Source organism: Methanolapillus ohkumae, assembly GCF_032594355.1.
GTDB lineage: Archaea > Halobacteriota > Methanosarcinia > Methanosarcinales > Methanosarcinaceae > Methanolapillus > Methanolapillus ohkumae.
This window is the reverse complement of sequence record NZ_CP131061.1, coordinates 1,401,275-1,423,431: the sequence shown is the minus strand read 5'-3', so window position 1 is coordinate 1,423,431 and position 22,157 is coordinate 1,401,275. Positions and strand designations below refer to the sequence as shown.

The 22,157-nt window shown below is 41.0% G+C and carries 21 protein-coding genes; 15 read left to right on the top strand and 6 right to left on the bottom strand.

The annotated features are described in order from the left end of the window. Window positions 1-50: 50 nt before the first annotated feature. Window positions 51-749: a phosphatidylserine decarboxylase gene (locus tag MsAm2_RS06170; protein ID WP_338097389.1), complete on the bottom strand. Its 699-nt coding sequence runs from the start codon at window positions 747-749 to the stop codon at window positions 51-53. A 434-nt stretch (window positions 750-1,183) separates the two neighbouring features. Between MsAm2_RS06170 and MsAm2_RS06165 the strand changes: the two genes are divergently transcribed. The 3 genes from MsAm2_RS06165 to MsAm2_RS06155 all read left to right on the top strand — a co-directional run bounded on the left by MsAm2_RS06165 (window position 1,184) and on the right by MsAm2_RS06155 (window position 3,038). Beyond that, window positions 1,184-1,789, top strand: coding sequence for a hypothetical protein (locus MsAm2_RS06165; protein ID WP_338097388.1), 606 nt, complete (start codon window positions 1,184-1,186; stop codon window positions 1,787-1,789). 4 nt (window positions 1,790-1,793) lie between these two features. Beyond that, the gene (locus MsAm2_RS06160) at window positions 1,794-2,000 is read left to right on the top strand and encodes a hypothetical protein (protein WP_338097387.1); all 207 of its coding nucleotides are present in this window, start codon (window positions 1,794-1,796) and stop codon (window positions 1,998-2,000) included. Window positions 2,001-2,582: 582 nt separating this feature from the next. Further along, window positions 2,583-3,038 carry a hypothetical protein gene (locus tag MsAm2_RS06155; protein WP_338097386.1) on the top strand — a complete coding sequence of 152 codons (456 nt, stop codon included), beginning with the start codon at window positions 2,583-2,585 and terminating at the stop codon, window positions 3,036-3,038. 147 nt (window positions 3,039-3,185) lie between these two features. On the opposite strand, the gene MsAm2_RS06150 is transcribed toward MsAm2_RS06155, so the two are convergent. Next, window positions 3,186-3,749, bottom strand: a complete 564-nt coding sequence (locus tag MsAm2_RS06150) for a bifunctional nuclease domain-containing protein (RefSeq protein ID WP_338097385.1) — start codon at window positions 3,747-3,749, stop codon at window positions 3,186-3,188. A gap of 235 nt (window positions 3,750-3,984) precedes the next feature. Between MsAm2_RS06150 and rnhB the strand changes: the two genes are divergently transcribed. After that, window positions 3,985-4,653 (top strand): ribonuclease HII, encoded by a 669-nt coding sequence (gene rnhB / locus MsAm2_RS06145; RefSeq protein WP_338097384.1) that lies wholly within the window; start codon window positions 3,985-3,987, stop codon window positions 4,651-4,653. A gap of 79 nt (window positions 4,654-4,732) precedes the next feature. Here the strand turns inward: rnhB and MsAm2_RS06140 are convergent, their stop codons facing one another. Continuing rightward, a complete protein-coding gene (locus tag MsAm2_RS06140) occupies window positions 4,733-5,263 on the bottom strand; it encodes a GNAT family N-acetyltransferase (protein WP_338097383.1) in 531 nt (176 codons plus the stop codon). Between the two features lie 359 nt (window positions 5,264-5,622). On the opposite strand from MsAm2_RS06140, the gene MsAm2_RS06135 reads away from it, so the two are divergent. The 5 genes from MsAm2_RS06135 (at window position 5,623) to arsB (ending at window position 11,304) form a co-directional block, all read left to right on the top strand. Next, window positions 5,623-6,927 (top strand): COG1361 S-layer family protein, encoded by a 1,305-nt coding sequence (locus MsAm2_RS06135; RefSeq protein ID WP_338097382.1) that lies wholly within the window; start codon window positions 5,623-5,625, stop codon window positions 6,925-6,927. Window positions 6,928-6,964: 37 nt separating this feature from the next. Continuing rightward, the gene (locus tag MsAm2_RS06130) at window positions 6,965-8,185 is read left to right on the top strand and encodes an ABC transporter permease (protein WP_338097381.1); all 1,221 of its coding nucleotides are present in this window, start codon (window positions 6,965-6,967) and stop codon (window positions 8,183-8,185) included. A 114-nt stretch (window positions 8,186-8,299) separates the two neighbouring features. After that, entirely contained in the window at window positions 8,300-9,517 is a 1,218-nt protein-coding gene (locus MsAm2_RS06125) for an ABC transporter permease (protein WP_338097380.1), read from the top strand. A gap of 231 nt (window positions 9,518-9,748) precedes the next feature. Continuing rightward, window positions 9,749-10,039: an ArsR/SmtB family transcription factor gene (locus MsAm2_RS06120; protein ID WP_338097379.1), complete on the top strand. Its 291-nt coding sequence runs from the start codon at window positions 9,749-9,751 to the stop codon at window positions 10,037-10,039. Window positions 10,040-10,041: 2 nt separating this feature from the next. Then, window positions 10,042-11,304 (top strand): ACR3 family arsenite efflux transporter, encoded by a 1,263-nt coding sequence (gene arsB, locus MsAm2_RS06115; RefSeq protein WP_338097378.1) that lies wholly within the window; start codon window positions 10,042-10,044, stop codon window positions 11,302-11,304. Between the two features lie 281 nt (window positions 11,305-11,585). On the opposite strand, the gene MsAm2_RS06110 is transcribed toward arsB, so the two are convergent. Continuing rightward, window positions 11,586-12,404: an ABC transporter ATP-binding protein gene (locus tag MsAm2_RS06110; protein ID WP_338097377.1), complete on the bottom strand. Its 819-nt coding sequence runs from the start codon at window positions 12,402-12,404 to the stop codon at window positions 11,586-11,588. 306 nt (window positions 12,405-12,710) lie between these two features. Here MsAm2_RS06110 and MsAm2_RS06105 point away from each other — a divergent pair, with 306 nt between their 5' ends. From MsAm2_RS06105 to MsAm2_RS06095, 3 genes are all read left to right on the top strand, one after another. Beyond that, complete coding sequence (locus MsAm2_RS06105; protein WP_338097376.1) at window positions 12,711-14,129, top strand: COG1361 S-layer family protein; 1,419 nt, start codon at window positions 12,711-12,713, stop codon at window positions 14,127-14,129. 14 nt (window positions 14,130-14,143) lie between these two features. Beyond that, the gene (locus MsAm2_RS06100; RefSeq protein WP_338098519.1) at window positions 14,144-15,400 is read left to right on the top strand and encodes an ABC transporter permease; all 1,257 of its coding nucleotides are present in this window, start codon (window positions 14,144-14,146) and stop codon (window positions 15,398-15,400) included. A gap of 103 nt (window positions 15,401-15,503) precedes the next feature. Then, a complete protein-coding gene (locus tag MsAm2_RS06095; RefSeq protein ID WP_338097375.1) occupies window positions 15,504-15,995 on the top strand; it encodes a ferritin in 492 nt (163 codons plus the stop codon). Window positions 15,996-16,244: 249 nt separating this feature from the next. On the opposite strand, the gene MsAm2_RS06090 is transcribed toward MsAm2_RS06095, so the two are convergent. Further along, window positions 16,245-16,781 carry a nitroreductase family protein gene (locus MsAm2_RS06090; RefSeq protein WP_338097374.1) on the bottom strand — a complete coding sequence of 179 codons (537 nt, stop codon included), beginning with the start codon at window positions 16,779-16,781 and terminating at the stop codon, window positions 16,245-16,247. Window positions 16,782-17,037: 256 nt separating this feature from the next. Here MsAm2_RS06090 and MsAm2_RS06085 point away from each other — a divergent pair, with 256 nt between their 5' ends. Beyond that, on the top strand, window positions 17,038-17,706 hold the full coding sequence (locus tag MsAm2_RS06085) for a zinc-ribbon domain-containing protein (protein WP_338097373.1): 669 nt from the start codon (window positions 17,038-17,040) through the stop codon (window positions 17,704-17,706). Between the two features lie 108 nt (window positions 17,707-17,814). Here the strand turns inward: MsAm2_RS06085 and MsAm2_RS06080 are convergent, their stop codons facing one another. Beyond that, window positions 17,815-18,579: a phosphoglycolate phosphatase gene (locus tag MsAm2_RS06080; RefSeq protein ID WP_338097372.1), complete on the bottom strand. Its 765-nt coding sequence runs from the start codon at window positions 18,577-18,579 to the stop codon at window positions 17,815-17,817. 619 nt (window positions 18,580-19,198) lie between these two features. Here MsAm2_RS06080 and MsAm2_RS06075 point away from each other — a divergent pair. Together MsAm2_RS06075 and MsAm2_RS06070 are read left to right on the top strand one after the other, a co-directional pair. Then, window positions 19,199-20,770, top strand: coding sequence for an aminotransferase class I/II-fold pyridoxal phosphate-dependent enzyme (locus tag MsAm2_RS06075; RefSeq protein WP_338097371.1), 1,572 nt, complete (start codon window positions 19,199-19,201; stop codon window positions 20,768-20,770). A gap of 213 nt (window positions 20,771-20,983) precedes the next feature. After that, window positions 20,984-22,078: a cobalamin biosynthesis protein gene (locus MsAm2_RS06070; RefSeq protein ID WP_338097369.1), complete on the top strand. Its 1,095-nt coding sequence runs from the start codon at window positions 20,984-20,986 to the stop codon at window positions 22,076-22,078. The last annotated feature ends 79 nt before the right edge of the window (window positions 22,079-22,157 follow it).

Sequence of the window (22,157 nt, the reverse complement as noted above, 5' to 3'; positions counted from 1 at the left end):
GAGAATCAATACTGATTGTAAACTTATAAACTCTTCGTCCGTTCACGCTGTTAACGGGAGTTTCCGGTGGCGGGAATTTTTGCGATGATGGTTTCGCCGGCTTTGACTTTTTGCCACTTTTTCACTTGAATTCCGAAGGATTCGGGAATGGTCACATCGACGCGGGAGCCGAAGAGAATGGTCCCGACTCGCTGGGTTTGAAAAACAGAATCTCCGTGCGTGATGTATGGACGGATTCGGCGAACGCCGGTTCCGGCAATTTGTGTGATTTCCACCATTCCGTGTGAAGTTTCTAAAAGGGTAATGAAGCGTTCGTTGCGGTCCGAATCTTTAAAAAATGCCGGCTTGTAGGAGCCGGAAATGTGGCGGACGGATATGACTTTTCCGGAAATCGGGGACCGGTTGACATGAACGTCCGTAATGTTCATGAAAATGCAAAGTTTGCGTCCGCGAATGTCGACGACGCGTCCGTCTGCCGGAGAAAGCATGTGCGTTTCACAAATTTCTCCATACCGTTCAGGGTCTCGGAAAAAGAAGATGAAAAATACGAATAGGGATAAAAATAGGATGGAGAGCAGCAACAAATAGGGATTTTTAAGAGCGGCACCCGTTGCAAATAATAATATAAAGATGAAAAGTATTGTCATCAGCCATTTTTCGCATCCTTTTGCCAACATAAGAGATTCCCGGTCAAGATCGGATCCGGCTTTTCCGGATTCGTTTACGTTTGAAGTGTGTAATACGAACATGAATAGAAAATATAAATTATAAAACTTCCCCAAACCGGGGAATCCAATATATTATATAAAATAAAAACAATAATATCTTTAATTATGATGAATCCGCCGTTTTCATAGGATGATTTTCATAGGATGATTTTCATAGGATGATTTTCATAGGATGATTTCATAGGATGATTTTCATAGGATGATTTTCATAGGATGATTTTCATAGGATGATTTTCATAGGATGATTTTCATAGGATGATTTTCACAGGATGATTTTCACAGGATGATTTTCACAGGATGATTTTCACAGGATGATTTTCACAGGATGATTTTCACAGGATGATTTTCACAGGATGATTTTCACAGGATGATTTTCATAGGGATTTTTCAATAGGATATGAAAATTTCTATAATGAAATTCAGACGTCGGATGATCAAAAAAAGGAGAGAGAAAGATGAAAAATAAATTCTTGATATCGGCTGCGTTTCTTTTGTTGATGGTTTTAGTTCTTGCTTTTGCCGGATGTCTTGGTTCGGATGACAACGCAACGGATGCGAATAACACGACGGTCAACAACACAACCAACGGTACGAATAACACAACCAACGGTACGAATAACACAACCAACGGTACGAATAACACAACCAACGGTACGAATAACACAACCAACGGTACGAATAACACAACCAATACGGTAAGTACGGATAATGCGACGTATCAGGCCGCCAAAGTGGATTCTGTGATGATTCACTTAAACAGCCGGGAAATTGTCGCGACCGCCAACATTACGCTGACAAGCGGATGCCAATTTGTTGACAAGGAAAATGCGACCTTGACCGGAAATGTTTCAACCGACAAAACCGCCACCGGTTATGTCCAGCTCAAAACGGAGGGAGGCGTTTGCACACAAGAACTCCGCCCGGGATTCCAAGATTTCAATTTGGGAAACATTGACCAAATGGAAGATGGAAATTATTCCGTCATAATTAACGGGGTTGAAGCGAAATTCAGTATCAGTACCGATGCCAACCGGATGAAAGGAATTCTGCAAACCCAATAATCCGATGACTCCGTCGCTTAAAATAAAAGAAACAACACAATCAATTATTATTCCAATCCACGTCAACACTTCCGAAAATTCGGACGCATACCAGCGTCCGAATTCTTCGGAAAAATACCTGTTTTTAAAGAAGGATCGGAATGGTGAGATGCAACAGCAAACCGTAATATTAAAAGTTGCAAACTATTCAACAGGTGCGGCAATACTTTAAAAAATAAATCGTTGCATCAACGCTTTAAAAAATAAATTGTTGCGGCAATACTTTAAAAAATAAATCGTTGCGGCAATACTTTAAAAAATAAATCGTTGCGGCAATACTTTAAAAAATAAATCGTTGCGGCAAACGGTAAAATTAAAAGCGTATCGTTTTTTTTGAAGAATTTCCAAGAGTCTGACCTGTGGTATCAATCATCTTTTAAAAACGAACGACTCAATGTGTGCGGCGGCGCAACAGAACTCCCCAAAAAATCAAAAACAAATAGAATAAAACCGGCAAAACAAAAATGCAAAACAAAAATGCAAAAAAATGCAAAAAAATGCAAAACAAAAATGCAAAACAAAAATGCAAAAAAATGCAAAACAAAAAATCCTTTTAAATATCCGAAGCATGCCTGATTATATAAATCTCAAAAAATATAATAACAGACGCGCAACCTTAAATACATTCAGCAATCAATATATGATATATATTCTTTCATTCAGTCGTATTAAAAATGAATGATGAGAATAACACGTTAAATTGAGACGAAATGAGACATAAATTCAAAAGCTTCATAAATATGGGTGGTTCGAAATGAAACAGATTTTTAAATTTACATTACCTGTTTTTGCATTATTGGTTTTGGTTGTTTTTGCTGTTGCCGCTGCCGGATGTTTGGGTTCTGACGCGGACAAAATCACATATGAACCGGCTGAAATCGCATCCTTAAAAGTTATTCAAGACAACGGAACAATCTACGCGACCGCAAATGTCACCATCAATGGCGGATGCCAGAGTTTAGACAAGGCGAACATCACGGCACCGACCCCGGGAAACTTTACGGAAAACGTATTTGACGTCTACATCCCGGTGAAAGTGGAAGGGGATGCCTGCACGCTAATGATCAGCTGGACCAATGAAACGTTTACCGTCGGAAAAGTATTTGATTTGGCGGATGGAACCTACACGGTAAAAGTCAACGACCAAACCGCGCTTTTCAGCATCAAGAGCGAATCCAACAAAACAAAAGTGTTCACCATTTACGAATAAATTATTTCTTGAGCAAAATGGATTTTTATTTAAAAAAATCCATTTTGCTCCAAATATAATCATTTCTTTTCATTTCATTTTTTTTCATTTCATTTCATTTTTTTCTTTTCTTTTCATTTTATTTTTTTCATTTTTTTTCTTTTTCTTTTAGAGATTGAAATTGAGATTCGGGTCAAGGTCAAAATTAAAATCCTCAATTTTGAAAAAGTTGACAAATTTCAAATCGACGTTTTCTTTTGTCAGCCGAATCGGCGTATTTGTCCGGTAAGCTAAGGCGATTCCATCTCCGGGACTGATTTCGAAGTGAGACAAAAAATTGGAGCGCGTCACCAAAGCGCAGCAAAGTTTTCCTTCACAAATTTCAAGTTCGACCGCTTCCAGCAATATGTTGAATTCGGAAAAAATCGCAAGCAATACATCATACATGGTGGCCGACGGAAAAGACTTTTTTTCCATCATGTATTTGATAAATAAATACTCAAAATATCCGACAAAAACCGGCATTAAATTTTCCGACAAATCTTTCAAAAAGATAACGGGGACCGGAAATTCTCCATGCTTAAACATGCCGGCGCGAATGACTTTTAATTCCAAATAATCCATATCTTCTTCGCCCGATTCTTTTTTTCGAAACGGGCGAAAACCGGTCCGCTCGGATCTGTTTGTGTCTTCATTTGGTTTTTCATTTCTGTTTCTGTTTCCGTTTATCATTTTCTTTTCTCCATGAATTATTCCAATAAAAAAATCGTCCATCGAAATGAATTCATTTTTCAAAAGCAGAAAAAAACGAAAGCTGAAAAAGGTTTTTAAATAATTCTAAAAACAATAATATTCAATTTTATAAGAATTTGAAATTAAAAAAACGGTTATTTATAGAATAAAACAATAGAAAATCATGAAAATTAAATTCAAGTTAAAGCCGGATTTTTGAGAGGGAACCGAAATCATGTCAAATGAAATCAAATTAGGAGTGGATGAAGCAGGAAAAGGTCCGGTCATCGGGCCGATGTGTATTGCCGGCGTTTGCGCAACCGACGCGCAGGAACAAAAATTAAAAGTACTGGGCGTTGCCGATTCCAAAAAATTGACGGCAAAAAAACGGGAACAGTTAGCGCCCTTGATTCAAAAATATGTCACTTCCTGGTATGTTTTGGAAGTCGAACCGAAAAAAATCGATGACTTGCGCAACATCATGACCATGAATGAAATTATGGTGGTTTGCTTCTCCAAAGTGATTGAAGAGTTGGCGAAAAACACGAAAATCGATGTCGCAATTTTGGATGCGGCCGATGTCAAAGAAGAACGTTTTTCTTCCCGAATCCAAGAAGAGTGCGCCAAAAAATGCAAGCAAGCCCAATCCATTGAATTTATCGCCAAACACAAAGCCGACAGTATCAGTCCAATTGTATCTGCAGCATCCGTTCTTGCCAAAGTCCGGCGCGATGAATTGATTGAGGAAATCAAAAAAAGAGAAGGTATTGACTTTGGAAGCGGTTATCCGTCTGATCCCAAAACGATAGATTATCTAAAAACTCACATCCAAAAAAACAAAGATTTTCCGGATTTCGTCCGAAAGTCTTGGGAAACCGCTAAAAAATTAAAAGAAAATGAGTAAAGAAAAGCCGGAAAAAAAGAAAAATCGGTTTTACATTTCATTTCTTCAAATTTTATTTCTTCACATTTTGTTTTTCACATTACCTTTTAATCGGGCATGTCATGATGTAATCGTCCATTACGAATCCTTCACCGATATCGGTCACAACCTCGTCGGAAATCTCAAATCCTATCTTTTTATAGAATCCGATGGCATTGTTATTTTTGTTGACAGTCAGCCAAAAACAAGGATGGTCAATCGTTTGATGAACCGGATTTTTCGGCAAAAGCCGGCGGGATTCTATCACAGCCTGCTGAAATAAAAGCTGCGCAATTCCTTTCTTTCGCATTTCTTTTTTGACATAGAGTTTGCTGATAAAAATGCCCTTCTCATCCGGACGAAGCCCCAAATATCCGACAAATTTCGGACCGTCGCATGCCGCATAATACACAAAGCCGTTGTCGGAAATGTCAGAATATATTTTTTCGGGAGATTGAAATCGGTTAAGCATATAATCCACTTGCTTTTCCCCGATTATCGGCGTGTAATGTTCCTTCCAAATCTCCTGCGCCAGTTTCGCGATTTCGATACACTGATCTTTCGTATGGATGAGAATCATTTCAATCGGCATAAGTTTTCCTCAAACCCTTATTTATTTTGTTTATATATTTCTTTTTTTTGTTTTTTTGTTTTGCTGCCTTTTTGTTTTTGTAAACCGGTTTTAAATAAAACGTTAACATTGTAATTTTTTAAATATCCCCTTCTTGTTTTTTAAAAAAAGGTTAAGAAATTATTATATAGGGGAAACACTCTTTGAATTCAATAAAACCTATCGAATAAAAATATGGGTCATATTTTGAAATCTTTGGAATTTATCTTAAAAACTTTGAATCTTTCATTTTTTAAAATTTATTCTGTTTGATTTTTACATTTGTTATTTTAAAAATCGATTGAAAATCCGATTATGCGGCCTTTAGGAGCATTTAAAACATGATACAAAAACCTCATTCTTCATCAGGTCAAGAATTCCTGACAACATTTAAAACACTCAAAATATTAATTCCGGCACTCCTTCTTTTCTTAATTTTAATCAGTTCGGCCTCGGCGGCGGTCCCTGGCGTTAAAGTCACTGTGATCGACCAAGTTCCGTATCCGGCTCAACCGGGGCAGCAATTCCGTCTTTGGGTCCAAGCGGAAAATGTCGGATCGGGAACCATCAACAACATCACGCTTCAAGTAAAAGCGGACTATCCCTTCTCCATCAGTTCCGGCAACTCCTCAAAAACTTACAGCGACCTCTATGCAGGAACCAAAGTATACAACGAGTTTTTCCTGTATGTGGATGAAAACGCGACAAAAGGACCGCACAATCTTTCCTTGCGCTACCAAGTGGATGGCAGCAACTGGATTGTGACCAACTTTACTGTTTATGTCGGCGGTATTGTCAACATGGACAACCAAGGAACTCTCATTATCAGCAATGTCACCAGTTCTCCCGAAGCTTTTATGCCGGGAGATGAAGGAATCATCTGGGTGACGCTGAAAAACAATGCGACACCGCAACAAACCGGAAACAAAACCAATCTTACAAATGCCCGTATCCAGTCCGTTGACTTGTATTCCTCCGACGCGTTGGTTGTGACAAGTCCGGCCCTTTATGATCTGGGAATCATCGCCGCCGGAGACACCATTCCGTTGCCGTTTAAAATCAGCATTCCGGAAGGAACCAAAGATGGAACCTATCTTTTGACATTAAACGTCACGGGAAGCTCTTACGAATACAATATCAAGAGAAACATTGAAATCAAAGTCGATTCCACCGGCATCAAAGCGATTCCTTCCAAAGAGCCGAAAATGAACGGTACAGATATTGTGGTTGAAATCGATATCGTCAACTACCACCAAGGACTTATTCGCGGCGTGACTGTTGTTCCAGAGGTTGAAGGGGTTGAATTCTATCCGGCCGAATACTTCATCGGCGAAATGAAGCCAAACGATTTGTATACCGCAAAATTCACCATTAAACAAGACAAAACAATGGGAGAAACCGCCACCATCAAATCCGTTTATTACAACGGCGACAATTTGCATGAAGATGAAGCGGATATTAAAGTCAATGCCACCGCTCCGCCGTCCACGCCAAGCTGGCTCAAATATGGCGCAATTCTTCTGGTCCTTATGGTGATTGTATTGATTGGTGCTCACTTTTATTTGAAGAAAACAAAGGATATCGGTCTTACGGATTACTTAAAAGAACAAAAGAACGCTCGTTTCCCCAAAAAGAAAGAGAACTAAACTCAGAAAAAACATATAAAACAGGACCGGGAATCAAATGATTAGTTTAACGCATTGTGTCAACATGGCTGTCCATAGCCTGCGAAGTTCTAAAATGCGTTCCGGTCTGACGGCTCTCGGTATTATTATCGGAATTGCCGCGGTGATTGCGACATTCACACTTGGAAGCAGCTTTGGCGCATATTTCTCGGAGGAATTGGACACCACCGGAACCAATTATGTTTTAATTTCCGCGACAAAAAACAACATTTTTTATGACCAACAACTTAACATTGTTTCGAGTACTCCGGGCGTCACGGGAGTTTCCGGAGAAATTTTCCAAACCGGCGTGATTACGTATTCCGGAGAACAAAAAAACAGGTCTGTTCTCGGATGGAATGAAAATATCGCCGAAATTTTATCCCTTCCGATTTATGAAGGAAATTTCATCTCAAACAATGATTTGTATTCCGCGGTTATCGGAAAAGATGTGGCGTTTGAGGATTTCCGAAGTGAAATCGGAATTAGAAGCACCATTGATGTGACGCTTTACAATGAAGATACGAAACAATATGTCACCGAAACCTTCAAAGTGAAGGGAATTTTGGGGTCAAACGATACGAATCTTCTCACGCAAAACCAGGAAAATACGTTTATTATCATCCCCATTGAAACCATGAAACTTATGACCGGTTCCGATGATTATCAAACGATTTACGCGATGACGGATTCCCGGGAAGAACTCAACGAAACCGACGATGAAATTACCCGACGGCTCGCGCGCAGTTTAGGGGTTTCTGACCGTGACATCAATGAAGACAATGATGAAAAAATTCCGTTTTTGACCACCAACCAAGCGGAGATTCTGGATGAGGTCAGCAGCCTGACGGCAACATTGCAACTCTTTTTGCTTGGAATCGGTGGAATATCACTCGTCGTCGGCGCTGTCGGTATTATGAATATCATGCTGGTGACGGTAACGGAGCGGACCAAAGAAATCGGAACCCTAAAGGCACTTGGGTATTCGTCCCGAGATGTTTTGCTTTTGTTCGTGATTGAATCCATTATTATCAGCGCAATTGGCGGATTTATCGGAACCGTATTAGGGCTGACGATTGCATATGTCGGTGTCAGTTATTTGGATTTGACGATGGCGGTTCCGTTCACCAGCGTTCTTTTCGGGGTCGGACTTTCGATTGTGATTGGAGTTTTGGCCGGGGCGCAGCCGTCTTATAAAGCCGCCAAAATGAATCCGGTTGACGCGTTGAGAAGTGATTAAGGGTAGAAAATTCGAAGAAAAAAAGAATCGGAAAAAAAGATCGAAAAAGATAAAAATAGAAAAAAAAGATCGAAGAAAAAGAAAAAAGAGACCAAAAAATTTCAAGGAGATAAAATGATCAATCTGTCCCATAGCGTTACCATGAGCCTCAAAAGCTTGAAAAGCTCAAAAATGCGCTCCGGTCTCACCGCTCTTGGAATTATTATCGGGATTGCGGCGGTTGTCGCGACTTTTACGCTTGGGGCCAGTTTCGGCGCTTATTTTTCCGATCAAATCAGCGCGACCGGTTCTAATTACATTATGATTATCTCCGAAAAGGAACAGCTTTTTTATGACCAGCAGGTGCAGGTTGTCCGAAACACCGCCGGTGTCATCGGCGCGTCTCCGGTTTCTATGGCTGGCGGCGTTGTTGAATTTATGGGGGAAGAGAAGAACATCTCGGCGATTTACGGCGTGTCGGAGGATTATGCCGACATCGCGTCGGTTCCGATGCAATCGGGCAATTTCATTACGGACAAAGACACGGCGGCGGTCGTGGTTGGAAAAAATATCGCGGAGGATCATTTTAAAAACCAAATTACGACGCGAAGCACGATCATGATTACGGTTTATAATGTGCAAACCAATGAATATGTGACGGAATCGTTTAAGGTTAAGGGAATTGCCGGCTACAATGAAACCAATATCGTTACGGGTGGTGACATTGATGATGCGATTTACATTCCGCTGGATGTGGCCAAGCGGATGTCCGGGCGAGACGATTATTATATGATTTTCGGGATGACGGAGTCCGGCGACGATGTGCAGGAGGTGGCGGATGATGTCAAGAAAAATTTAGCCCGCAATTTAGGGGTTTCCGAGCGGAATTTGGACAATGAGGATTTGATTCCCTTTTTGATTTTCAATCAAGCCGAATTTTTAGAACAAATCCAGGAAATTACTGCTGTTCTTCAAACGTTTTTGGCGGGAATCGGCAGCATTTCTTTAATTGTCGGGTCGGTCGGCATTATGAATATTATGTTGGTGACCGTGACGGAGCGGACGAAAGAAATCGGGACTCTAAAAGCGCTGGGCTATTCTTCCAAAGATGTTTTGCTTTTGTTTGTCACGGAAGCGATTATGATTAGCTCGGTCGGCGGGGCAATTGGTGTTGCCTTAGGACTTCTTATTACTTATATTGCGTCGGCCATCATGGGAATTTCCATGGGCTTTTCGACATCCGTGATTGTTGTCGGTATTCTATTGTCTATGTTTATCGGCGTGATTGCCGGGGTTTATCCGGCGAACAAAGCGGCCAAAATGAATCCGGTAGATGCGCTGAGAAGCGATTGAGTTTTGAAATAATAGAAAAACTCAATATTCTCTTTTTTTCTTTATCTTAAAACGTTTTTTCAAAAACTTTTTCAGTTTGTTTTTTTAAATTCTGTTTTAGATTCTGAATTTTATTGTGCTTTCATAAATCTTTTTTTTCGTGAGGGGATGTATATATAGATAAATATCAATGTATGATTAAAACTTAGAAAACATATTAATTCATTCAAAAATCAGACACAGGTCATACATATGAAAAATTCATTTGCGGATTATGCTTTGTTGTGCAGGGCTCTTTCAGATGAGACACGGCTGAAAATTTTAAGCATGCTTTCGGAAGAAGAATTATGTGCCTGCCATATTTTAGAAGAGTTTCATATTACGCAGCCAACTCTTTCGTACCATATGAAGAATCTGATGGAATGCGATTTGATCCATGGTCGAAAAGATGGTCTTTGGATGCGGTACACATTGAATAAAGAAAAAACGGAGGACTTGATTCAATTTTTGACAAAAATCACAAATCATGAGAAAGGTGTTTGAAAATGAACGAAAACAAGGTGAACAAAACGGATGCGGACAAAAACAAGGTGAACGAAAACAAGGTGAACAAAACGGATGCGGACAAGAACCGTGTGAACGAAAACAAGGTGAACAAAACGGATGCGGACAAAAACAAGGTGAACAGAACTGATGTGGACAAAAATAATTTGGGCGGAATTGATGTGAGCAAAAATGTCAATCAAAAATCCGGAATCGGATTTTTTGAGAAATATTTAACCGTTTGGGTTTTGATTTGCATGGCTGTCGGCATCTTTATCGGTCAATTTCTCCCCCTTATTCCTCACACCCTCGGGCAATTCGAATATGCGCATGTTTCAGTTCCGATTGCGGTTTTAATTTGGCTGATGATTTATCCGATGATGTTAAAGGTGGATTTTAAAAGCATTCGGTATGTCGGAGAAAATCCGAAAGGATTGTATGTGACGTGGACGGTTAACTGGCTGATTAAACCGTTTACGATGTTTGTGATTGCCGGTTTTTTCTTTTTTGTTCTTTTTAAACCTTTTCTTTCGCCGGAGTTGGCTCAAGATTATCTGACCGGAGCTGTGCTTTTGGGGGCGGCGCCTTGCACAGCAATGGTTTTTGTTTGGAGTTTTTTGTCCCGCGGAAATGCGACATATACGGTCATGCAGGTTGCGACCAATGATTTGATTCTATTGGTTGCTTTCGTGCCGATTGTTGCGTTTTTGCTTGGCATGAATTCGGTTGTTATTCCTTGGGATACTTTAATTTTATCGGTTGGTTTTTTTGTGGTTGTTCCGCTGGTGCTTGGAATTTTAACGCGCCACATTGTCATCCAAAGGAAGGGGGAGACCTATTTTAATGAATCTTTTGTCCCGAAATGGAACCATGTCACAATTCCCGGACTTTTGCTGACGCTGATCATTATTTTTTCTTTCCAAGGAAATGTCATTTTAAGCAATCCGATACATATTGTTTTAATTGCCGTTCCATTGGTCATTCAGACCTTTTTGATTTTCTTTTTGGCCTACGGCGCCTGCAAAATACTCAGACTTCCGTATGACATTGCCGCTCCGGCCGGAATGATTGGTGCATCCAATTTTTTTGAATTGGCTGTTGCGGTTGCAATTGCTCTTTTCGGTGCGTCGTCTCCGGTGGTTTTGGCAACTATTGTCGGGGTTTTAACCGAAGTGCCGATCATGCTGATTCTTGTAAAAATCGCATTGAGTACGCAAAGCCGATTCAAAGAAAAAATTCCCTCGCTTCGCTTCGGAATTTTTTAAGGCGGTGGCAATTCATTGTCAAATTCGTTGTCATAACGCGCGCACAGCGGTCCCAAAAAAAGTAAAACAAAGGAAATAAACAAAAAACAACGAACAACAACAAAAAACAACGAACAACAACAAAAAAACGAACAACAACAAAAAAACGAACAACAACAAAAAACAACGAACAACAACAAAAAACAACGAACAACAATAAAAAACAACGAACAACAATAAAAAGCAAAATGCGGCGCTAATCTATGAACAAAGAGGAGTGCCGCTTTTCAAAAAATAATTATTTAAACATGAATTTCCGTTTGCAAAGATGCTTCCAGCGCTTCTTTCATGTGAATCGCGTGTTCTTCAACATTTTCATCGCTTGTAATCAACCCATCTCGAATCGTTACCACACGGTCGGTCCGAAGGGCCAATTCGTTATTGTGGGTAATCATAATAATGGTCACGCCTTTTTGATTCAGTTCTCTAAAAAATGTGAGGACTTCTTCGCTTGTTTTGGAATCTAAGTTTCCGGTCGGCTCGTCCGCCAAAATAATGGTCGGGTCGTTGACAAGAGCACGCGCGATTGCGACACGCTGGCACTGTCCGCCGGAAAGTTCCGATGGTTTGTGCTTCATCCGCTCTTCCAATCCGACTAATTTGAGAAGTTCTTTTGCTTTTTTGGGATAGTCGATTCCCGGCTTTTTGCTGGCGTAGGTTGGAAGCATCACATTTTCATAAGCGGTCAGGCGCGGGACAAGATTGAATTGTTGGAATATAAAACCGATTTCTTTGCCGCGCAAGTAAGCCAATTGATTGTCGTCGAGCATGTTCACATCTTGGTGATTCATTAAAACAGTTCCCGAGGTCGGACGGTCCAAACAGCCGAGCATGTTCATGAGTGTGCTTTTTCCGGAACCGGACGGACCGACAATTGCCAAAAATTCGCCGTCGTAGACGTTAAAATTGATGCCTTTTAAAATCGGAACTTCTTCTTTTCCCAAATAGTAACTCTTGTACAGGTTTTTCACTTCGACGACGGCACGTTTGGACGAGCCGGATGCCGGTTTGGAAATCTTTCCCGCATCTGAATTTTTTAAATTTGCTGTTTCATTTGTCAAAAATAAGACCTCATTCCTTGTTTTATGAAAGAAGAGTTCTGATAATATTTAAACTCACAGGATAAAAGTATCCAAAATATCTCCAAAATCCATCCTGTTTTTTCATTCATAAAAAAACTCAATAGACTTTATTGTTTACCTTAAAATTTTTAAAAGTTTACAATAATCTATAAATAAGATGAACAAAAAAACAAATGCATTCAAAATACGGATTTATTTCAGCTAAAAACAATAACGGATTCAAAAATCAGGGAAAATTTGATGAAATTATTGATGAATTTAATTTTTGATAAAAATGGTGAAAAAATGAACGATTTAAAAATCATCTCTTTTGTAATTGAAAAACATAAGTCCAAACAAAAAATGAACGGGAAAAAAATCTCCTGTTTTGCGGTTATTCTTCTTCTTTTTTTGGTTTGTTTTTCCGGCTTGTCGGGAGTTGCGGGGGCGGCCACGCCGGCACTTAAAGTAACGATGCTTGAACAAGATCCATATCCGGCTCAGCCCGGCTCTCAACTCCGGGTTTGGATTCAGGCGGAAAATATCGGGTCGGGAACCCTTGAAAACGTGACTCTTCGGGTTGTTTCCAATGCCCCGTTTGCCATCAGTTCGGGGGACGCGTCTAAAACCTACGGCAGCATCTATTCCGGCTCCAAAGTGTACAACGAATTCTTTTTATCGGTTGCAAACGACGCGACCAAAGGGCCACGGGATTTAAAAGTTCAATACCGGATTGATGACGGAAATTGGATTGAAACCACATTTTCCATTAATGTCGGCGGCGTGATTGACCAAAACAGCAAAGGAACGTTGATTGTGGAAAACGTGACCAGCGATCCCGGGGTGTTTATGCCGGGAGACTCGGGAATTGTTTGGGTCACGCTGAAAAACAATGCGACGGCTCCGACGGTGACGATTGGAAACAAAACCTATGAAACAACTGCCCGCATTCAGTCCGTGGATTTGTATTCCGCGGATGAAATCGTTGTGACCAGCGATTCTATCAATGATTTGGGAATTATTGCCGCCGGCGACAGCATTAAAATTCCGTTCCGCATCAGTTTGCCGAAAAATCTGACGGATGGAACTTACCTGTTGACACTTAATGTCACCGGCAGTTCTTATGAATACAATATTAAACGCAATGTTGAAATAAAAGTGGATTCCGACGGCATCAAATCCATTCAATCTCGGGAACCGCGGGCAAATGGGACCAATACAACGATTGAATTGGATATTATCAATTACCACCAAGGAGCTGTCCGCGGCGTTGCTGTTGTTCCCCAAGCGGAGGGGATGACCTTTTATCCGTCGGAATATTTCATCGGAGAAATGGATCCGGATGATCTGTACACTGCTAAATTCAACGTCAGCAGCATGGGTTTTTCAGGAGTGAATGATACCGGCGGAAAAAACATAACGTTTCAGACCATCTATTACAACGGAGACAACAAACATGAGGATGTGTCATCGGTTTCATTCACTTCGGGAGCTTTCATGCCGCAGCCCGCCCAAAAACCCGGACTCTTCTCCCTCCGAAATATCATTCTTGTTTTAGCGGCCATTCTCCTTCTCTCCGTCGGCGCGAATTATTATTTGAAGAAAAAGAAGGATACGACGCTGAAAGATTATTTGAAGGAAATGTCTCAAAAGGCAAAAAACAAGGCGGCACGTAAAACAAAAAATAAAGACCAAAGCCGGGACCAAAGCAAAGATCAAAAATAAAAACGGTGGCAGATATGATTAGTTTGGCGCACAGCTCTAAAATGGCTGTGGAAAGCTTGAAAAGTTCGAAAATGCGGTCGGCATTGACGGCTCTTGGTATTATTATCGGGATTGCGGCGGTCGTGGCGACATTTACGTTTGGGTCCAGTTTTGGCGGCTACATGGAAAGTGAAATCCGTGGCGATGGATCGAATTACATTACGGTTTCCGCGATGCGGGAAAATATTTTTTATGACCGTCAGGTTACGGTGGTGGAGGATACGCCGGGTGTCATGTATGCGTCGCCGCTTCTTAGTAAATCAGGGGTGGTCGAATTCATGGGAGAATCCAAAAATTACTCTATTTTTGGAACGACGGAAAATTATGTGACGGCCGCCAACTTGCCTATGTTTGAAGGAAACTATTTCAGCGATCAGGATACCTATTCGGCGGTTATCGGGAAAAAATTGGCGGAAGAAGAATTTAAAAATGAAATAGGTTCTCGAAGCACAATCAAAATTACGATTTATAACGATGTGACCAAGGAAAATGTCACCAAGAAATTCAAAGTCGTCGGCATCACCGGTTCTGAAAATTCGTCATTGGTCGGCGGATATGGCGGAAATTCCGGCATTTATATTCCGATTCAGACGTTAAAGGAATTGTCGGGGCGGGAAGATTATCAAACGATTTTTGTGATGACGGAGTCGGAAGATAATGTTTCGGAAGTTTCGGATGACATTGAGGAACGGTTGGCACGAAGCATCGGAATTTCGGACCGAGAATTCCGGGACAAGTATGAAGATGATTCCGGCGTTTCACAAATGTTTCGCGGCGGGGATGATCTTCCTTTCGTTATTTTCAATCAGGCGGAATTGTTGAAGCAAATCGGCAGCATGACAAAAACACTGGAATATTTCTTAATCGGAATCGGCAGCATTTCGCTTGTGGTCGGGTCGATTGGAATTATGAATATTATGTTGGTGACGGTGACGGAGCGGACCCAGGAAATCGGAACCTTAAAGGCGCTTGGTTATTCTTCCCGGGATGTTTTGTCTTTGTTCATGGTGGAATCGGTCATCATCAGTGCGTTGGGTGGCGCGGCGGGGGTTTTAGTTGGGCTGGCGGTTGCGCAAGTCGGCGCAAATTATTTGGGATTTCCGGCGATTATTCCGGTTTCCACCGTTCTTCTCGGAATTTTTGTTTCCGCCGTCATCGGTATTATTGCCGGCGTTTATCCGGCCAACAAAGCGGCGAAAATGGATCCGGTGGAAGCTTTAAGAAAAATTTGACGGGGATACGGGCGTTTAAAACACGAATCAGATATATATATAAGATAAATTATAATAAGAAATGCACTTATGCACATTTTCTGCTTTTGCAGGAGGGTAAAATATGTTAAAAAAAACCGTATTAAAAGAATTAAATGACCAGATCAACCGTGAATTCTATGCTGCCTATCTTTATTTGGGCATGGCTTCCAAATGTACCGAAATGAATCGTGTCGGCTATGCTCACTGGTTAAAGGAACAGGCCGAAGAGGAAATCGAGCACGCCATGAAGATTTACAATTATGTTCATGACCAATGCGAAACGGTGGAATTGGCTGCGGTTGAGAAGCCGGCTATTAAAGGAAAAACACTTTTGGATTTCTTCAAACAGGCTTATGAACATGAAAAAATGGTGACGGACTACATCAACAAACTCACCGATCTCGCCATTAAAGAAAAAGACTATGCGACCCAGATTTTCCTGCAATGGTATGTGACCGAACAGATTGAGGAAGAATCTCAAACACAAGCGATTGTGGAAGCGCTTCAGTTCTGCGGCGACGACAAAACCGCCATCTTCATGCTTGGAAAATACTTAAGCAAAAGAGAAGACTAAATGCGAAAAGGACTAAACAAGACTAAAAAAGACTACTGAAACTTAAATATCTAAACTGAAAAAACGAGACTTAAAGGATTCATCTTTTAATTTTCGTTTTTCAACTCCTTTTTATTTCATTTTTTTATTTCATTTTTTTTTGAGCAGCCGGCATACGCGCGTTATGGCGGCAAATTCTTTAATTTTTCAACAAAAACCGTGACTCGAATTTAATTTTTTCAACAAAAACAAGGACCGATTTTTTATTTTTCAATTTTTCGGATATTTTTCCCAAAATATGATCTCATCCAAATTTTTCCGATCGGTTCGCTCACCAGACACCATGGGGCCGGATTCAAAAAATCCAATCGCAATCACGGCAATTAATTCAAAATTGTCCGGTGCATTCAGAATTTTTGCGACTTGATCTTTGTTTTTGAGAATTTCGCCCAGCCAAACCGCACCAAGACCCAAAGAATGTGCCGCAAGTAAAATATTTTCAAGGCTGGCACCCATAGCGGCAATATCTTTTTCACGGTGATATGATGCGGCGGTGTCCAAAAATCCGGCAATCAAAACGGGGGCGGATAACATAATTTCGGAGTAATGTGTCAGTTTGGACAAAGAAATTTTTGTGTTTTTTTGCTCAATCACAATGTAGCGCCACGGTTGATTGTTGAGGCCTGATGGCGCGAAGCGGGCGCATTCCAAAATTGTCTCAATCATTTCTTTGGGAACCGGATCCGGCAAATATTTTCGAATGCTTTTTCGGGAACAAATTGTTTGAATGGTTTCATTCGGCATCATTTATCACCAATTTTCATCATAATTAAATTTATATTCAAAAGGCTGTACATATATTAAATGACTCTCCGCTGATTTAAAATGAATGAAAACGGGTTCATGAAAAAAACGAAACAAATAAAAGAATGAAACAAATAAAAAAACGAAACAAATAAAAAAACGAAACAAACAAAAAACAAAGGAAACAAAAAACATATCAAAATTATCCAATTTTATCGACATAAGAATGAATTATTTAAAAAGTGAAACAGGAGATATTATGACTTATAATTACTGTCCGAATTGCGGCAACAAAATTGAAAAATCCGATGCTGTCATCTGTACAAATTGCGGAATCCCGCTCAAAAAAACACCTTACGGCGTTCCGCCGCAGCCGCCGAAATCTGATGAACCGGCCGCATCAACGACCGCCCCGCCGGCAGCGGACGCGGAACTCGTCTATGAACCCCAAACGTCCGGATCGTCCGTTTCATCCGGCTCATCCGATACCCAATCCGAAAGCAAAAATACGGAAAGTACCACCGGTTCAAATACATCTTCGCAAAACAAAAATCAAAACAAAGGTCAAAATCAAAACCAAAAACCTGCCGGCGAGAAAATTCCGTTCTTGTCCTTGATTTTGTCTTTCTTCTGGCCCGGTCTTGGTCAGGTTTACAACGGACAATTCTGGCGCGGAATGGCATTTGCCATTGCGGTTCCCATCGGATATTGTTTCTTAATTTTCCCGGGTCTTGCCATTCAGATTTACGGTCTTTATGACGCCTACACGCAAGCTGAAAAGATGAACAAAGGCGAAATTCCGTTTGCGGAAGCAAAGTTATGGGAAGTTTTGGTCTTTATTTTGTTCCCCATCCTTGTCGCAGCTATTGTCGTTTTGGCCTTTTTCATGTTCATGATTCCGGTCGGCATGATGATGACCACGTTCTAAAAAGAGTAAAAATCAAACAATCAAGCGAAAAAACAATAAATGAAAAACAAAAAAAAATAAACGAAAAAACAAAAAAACAAAAAAACAAAAAATGAACGTAAAAATCGGTTATTTTTTTAATTTTAGCGCGCCGGCTTTGTCCAAAGACAAAAGTGCTTGTGCAAAGCCTGCGCCGAACTTTTCCTCTAAAACGATGTCGGCCTCTTTTTTGACAAAATCCGGCGCGTTTCCGACCGCAAAAGATAATCCGGCTTCATGAAACATTTCAATATCGTTGGCGGAATCACCAATTGCGACAAAGTTTTTTGGGGAAATCCCGAGAATTTCCGCGACTTGGGAAAGTGCGGTTCCCTTGTTGACTTTTTTTCCGACCAAATGAATGGCGTACTTGGCATCCACAATGGATATTTCAGAAAAACCGGAACCGGAAATGAGGTTCCTGGCTTTTTCCACATCCAGCGTTTTTGAAAAAGCGATGTCGGTCTTTCGATCGTAAGAGTCAAAAATCTCAAATTCGAAATGCTCCTTTAAAACCATAATTGCCTGATTCATTTCCGGCAAAAAAGAATCGTTGACGATCGGAGTCCCATCGTATTCCGGCAAAACGATTCCGCCGTTTTCGGCAATGACCGGCGCGTTGGTCCGAAGAACTTTGGACACGGTCCGGGTAAAACAAAGTGTGTTTCCCGATGCCAGAATAATGGGTATTTTTTTGGCGTAATCCAAAACGGCCTGAAAGGCCGGCGGAGAAAGGCTACGGTCATCTTCCGTTAAAGTGCCGTCTATATCCGAAATAATTGCCAAAAACGGGTTTTCCCGGTGCGGCAAAAGACGGGTGACCAATTCAGAATACTCTTTGGAAATTTCGGACATGAATCTAAAAAGAGTGGAGGAACAATAAAAAGGTTTACAATCAAAAATTCGCTCCCTTCGGTTGCGAATTTTTCAATGGCGGGGGGACAATCTTTTTCTAAATCGCTTCGCAAATGCTCCCTCCGGTCGCCGAAAGTTTAGTTTCATTTTTTATCTGCTGTATATACTGTTTTGCAGTTGCTGCGGTTGTTTACTGTTTTGCTGCTGCATTTTCCTACAAAATATCTATTTATAATTAAAATCCGATTCAATCAGATACGTTCCCGCATCTGCTTGAATCGGATGGGGTTGCTTGGAAAAAAAGTGAAATTGAAATTGAAAGAAGATTGCAAAAAACTCACCCGAATTTTTTTGTAAAATCTTTTAAAATTAGCTGCCACGATGAGCATGCATGTCGCTCAAAAAAATAAAATCTCTATTGTTATCTTTTCAGATATGAATTGAAATATTTATTCAAAATATCTATTATCCTTTTCCAAAACGAAATGTAAAGTAGAATGGACTAAAAAAACAAATATTTTCAATGGCGGCTATTAATAAAACAATTAAAATGAACAGAAAATCAACCAAACACGAACAGATTAATATAGGTTTAAACGCTATATTTCGGGGATAATCCGTGACGCAAAAAGCATCCAACCCGCTCAAAGAAAATATTCAGAATTTAAAGGGCTGTCTCCATGGCGGGCTCATCAAAGAAAGTTCGGAAAAATACAACATTCCGGAACGTGATATTTTGGATTTTTCCGCTAACCTCAACCCGTACGGGACGCCGTTTGAACGGCAAGCCGGTCTTTCTGATTACGCCCAACTGGCAGCGGAAGCTTTGCAAGAGTCTGTCAACTATCCGGACAACCGCTACTTGGAATTCAGGTGCGCCGCCGCTTCATTTTTAAATCAAAAAAATGTTGCCGCCGACAACATAATTCCGGGAAACGGGTCCACCGAAATCATCCGTCTGTTTTGCCAATGTGTCTTAAATGACGGCGACAAAGTCATTATCCCCTACCCGACTTTTGGGGAATACGAAATTCAATGCCGCCTCCAAAATGCGGAAATTATTTATGTGCCGACGGAATCCGTGTATACACTCACGGAAGAACAACTCCGGGAAGCGAAAATTATTTTCATTTGCAATCCGAACAACCCGACCGCTGTTCTTCGAAAACGGGAAGATCTGCTCCGATTGGCGGAAAAATGCGCGCGGGCGCAAACCGTTCTTTTCATGGACGAAGCTTTTATTGAATTATCCGACCCGGACCAAAGTTTGGCCGACATCGCGGCCGAAAACAATTTTGTTTTTGTCATGCGGTCGCTGACCAAATGTTTCGCGCTTCCGGGCATCCGGCTCGGGTTTGGCGTCGCGTCCAAAAACGTCGCAGACGCGCTCAACCGGGCGCGATTATCTTGGAATTTGAGTCCGCTTCAAGAAAAAACCGGCGCCGCATTCTTGTCCATGAAAGGCGGCGTTCATTCCGAATACTTAACGAAATCCCGAAAAATGATTTTGACGGAAGCCAATTATCTCAAAGAAGAGTTGTCCAAAGTTTGGGGATTTGAGCCCGGCGTTGCCACAACCAATTTCCTGCTCATCGATATCCGAAAAAGGACGCTCACTTCTTCGGAAATGGTCGAACGGTTTGCCCGCCACGGTATTCTCATTCGGGATTGTATTTCATTTAAAGGACTGGGCACCGATTTTATCCGAATCGCTGTCCGGACCCGGGAAGAAAACATTCGGTTCATTCAAACGGTGTCCAAAGTTTTTGATGAATGGGCCAAAGAGTTTGCCGAAAATGAACTTCAAAACACGCTCAAAACGCACAAAACCGGTGAACGGACGGGAGGGCGGAAAAATGAGCGAGAAACGTGTGAATACTACCCGTGCCACTTTGAAGGACAAGATTGCACCTTTTGCTACTGCCCGTTTTATCCGTGCAAAGACGAGCGGACCGGCGGAACATACGTTCACAGTTCCAAACGCAACGCAAAAATATGGAGCTGTACCGACTGCTACATCCCGCATATCACATCGGTGGTGGAAAAATTATTGGACGGGCTGATGGAAGACGAAGAGACGGACAAATTGCTCCAAAAAGAATGGCAGGAAATCATCCTTCCGATTCTGGAAGAAAAAGATGACGATTCTGTTCTTTCTTATTGCCGGAAAATAAAAGACGGAAAAATATAGGATGGGAATGTCTAAAACATAACCGGAAAAAAATACAGGATGGGAATGTCTAAAACATAATCGGAAAAAAATACAGGATGGGAATGTCTAAAACATAATCGGAAAAAAAATACAGGATGAGAATGTCTAAAACATAACCGGAAAAAAAATACACATCTCCGGCTTTTAAATTATTCATAATTTTTATTCATAATTATATTGCAATTTTCGTTATTGGTTTATTATCGTAAATATGAATGGACAGGGGAATTCGTTATATTTTCAGATTCAATTTCGGCAGCATTTTCGGAAATTTCCGCCCTTTTTTCCGGCATGTTTTCCTATTCGTTTGAAGAATTAATTTGTATTTTGTTGCTGGCGGTGCTCATTGATTTGGTTCTCGGCGAGCCGCCTGAAAAAATCCATCCGGTGGTTTGGATTGGAAAAGTGATTCAGTTTTTCAAAAGCAGAATCCCTAAAAACCATCAAAAATTGTACGGTATTCTTTTGGGACTTTCCACAATGATTTTTTCGGGAACAGTCGCTTTTGTTGTCGTGTGGTTTTCCCATTTGGACTTTATGCCGTTTTTTGTGAGTGTCATCATCCAAGCTTGGTTTTTAAAAGCGACATTTGCCATTAAGTGCATGGTGTCGCCGGCAAAGGAAATGAAAGAAAAATTAAAACTGGAAGATTTGGACGTTGTCCGCGACGAACTTAAAACCTATGTCGGTCGCGATACATCCCATCTAACCAAAAGCCAAATCATGTCGGCAATACTGGAATCCGTTTCGGAAAACTTTGTGGACGCCATTTTATCACCGCTTTTGTTTTTCACATTTTTCGGGCCTTTCGGATTGGTTGCCGCCTACGTTTTTAAGGCAACAAGTACGCTAGACTCCATGGTCGGCTACAAAACCGAAAAATACATTCATGTCGGCTGGTTTTCCGCCCGCTTTGATGATGTTCTCAACTGGATTCCCGCCCGTTTGTCCCCGCTTTTTATTGCGGCCGGATCCGTTTTGTCCAATTTCGCGGTTGGACAAGATATGGAAAAAATGTATGCAAAAGACGGGTTTTCACTGGCGGTCTCGGACCACAAAGTAACGCCGTCTCCGAATTCCGGATGGCCGATGTCGGCGGCTTCCGGGTCTTTGCATGTCCGGTTTGAAAAGCCGAACATGTATGTGATTGGAAAACAATATCGAGAACCGGTGATTCGAGACATTGACCGGGCCTCCGTTTTGATTCTGGTCACTTCCCTCTTCTCCGGAGTGGTTTGTTGCGTGATTATTTATATGATTTATCTCTTGTATGGATTATTGCTCTAAGTATTGTTTTTTATTTATTTTATTGATTTATTTAATTTTATTTATTGATTTATTTTATGATTTTTGTAAAAAAGGTGGA

Excerpts from the sequence above, each read along its gene's own strand:
- MsAm2_RS06170 (WP_338097389.1), bottom strand. The coding sequence starts at position 749 with ATGTTCGTATTACACACTTCAAACGTAAACGAATCCGGAAAAGCCGGA.
- MsAm2_RS06165 (WP_338097388.1), top strand. The coding sequence starts at position 1,184 with ATGAAAAATAAATTCTTGATATCGGCTGCGTTTCTTTTGTTGATGGTT.
- MsAm2_RS06160 (WP_338097387.1), top strand. The coding sequence starts at position 1,794 with ATGACTCCGTCGCTTAAAATAAAAGAAACAACACAATCAATTATTATT.
- MsAm2_RS06155 (WP_338097386.1), top strand. The coding sequence starts at position 2,583 with ATGAAACAGATTTTTAAATTTACATTACCTGTTTTTGCATTATTGGTT.
- MsAm2_RS06150 (WP_338097385.1), bottom strand. The coding sequence starts at position 3,749 with ATGATAAACGGAAACAGAAACAGAAATGAAAAACCAAATGAAGACACA.
- rnhB (WP_338097384.1), top strand. The coding sequence starts at position 3,985 with ATGTCAAATGAAATCAAATTAGGAGTGGATGAAGCAGGAAAAGGTCCG.
- MsAm2_RS06140 (WP_338097383.1), bottom strand. The coding sequence starts at position 5,263 with ATGCCGATTGAAATGATTCTCATCCATACGAAAGATCAGTGTATCGAA.
- MsAm2_RS06135 (WP_338097382.1), top strand. The coding sequence starts at position 5,623 with ATGATACAAAAACCTCATTCTTCATCAGGTCAAGAATTCCTGACAACA.
- MsAm2_RS06130 (WP_338097381.1), top strand. The coding sequence starts at position 6,965 with ATGATTAGTTTAACGCATTGTGTCAACATGGCTGTCCATAGCCTGCGA.
- MsAm2_RS06125 (WP_338097380.1), top strand. The coding sequence starts at position 8,300 with ATGATCAATCTGTCCCATAGCGTTACCATGAGCCTCAAAAGCTTGAAA.
- MsAm2_RS06120 (WP_338097379.1), top strand. The coding sequence starts at position 9,749 with ATGAAAAATTCATTTGCGGATTATGCTTTGTTGTGCAGGGCTCTTTCA.
- arsB (WP_338097378.1), top strand. The coding sequence starts at position 10,042 with ATGAACGAAAACAAGGTGAACAAAACGGATGCGGACAAAAACAAGGTG.
- MsAm2_RS06105 (WP_338097376.1), top strand. The coding sequence starts at position 12,711 with ATGAACGATTTAAAAATCATCTCTTTTGTAATTGAAAAACATAAGTCC.
- MsAm2_RS06100 (WP_338098519.1), top strand. The coding sequence starts at position 14,144 with ATGATTAGTTTGGCGCACAGCTCTAAAATGGCTGTGGAAAGCTTGAAA.
- MsAm2_RS06095 (WP_338097375.1), top strand. The coding sequence starts at position 15,504 with ATGTTAAAAAAAACCGTATTAAAAGAATTAAATGACCAGATCAACCGT.
- MsAm2_RS06090 (WP_338097374.1), bottom strand. The coding sequence starts at position 16,781 with ATGATGCCGAATGAAACCATTCAAACAATTTGTTCCCGAAAAAGCATT.
- MsAm2_RS06085 (WP_338097373.1), top strand. The coding sequence starts at position 17,038 with ATGACTTATAATTACTGTCCGAATTGCGGCAACAAAATTGAAAAATCC.
- MsAm2_RS06080 (WP_338097372.1), bottom strand. The coding sequence starts at position 18,579 with ATGTCCGAAATTTCCAAAGAGTATTCTGAATTGGTCACCCGTCTTTTG.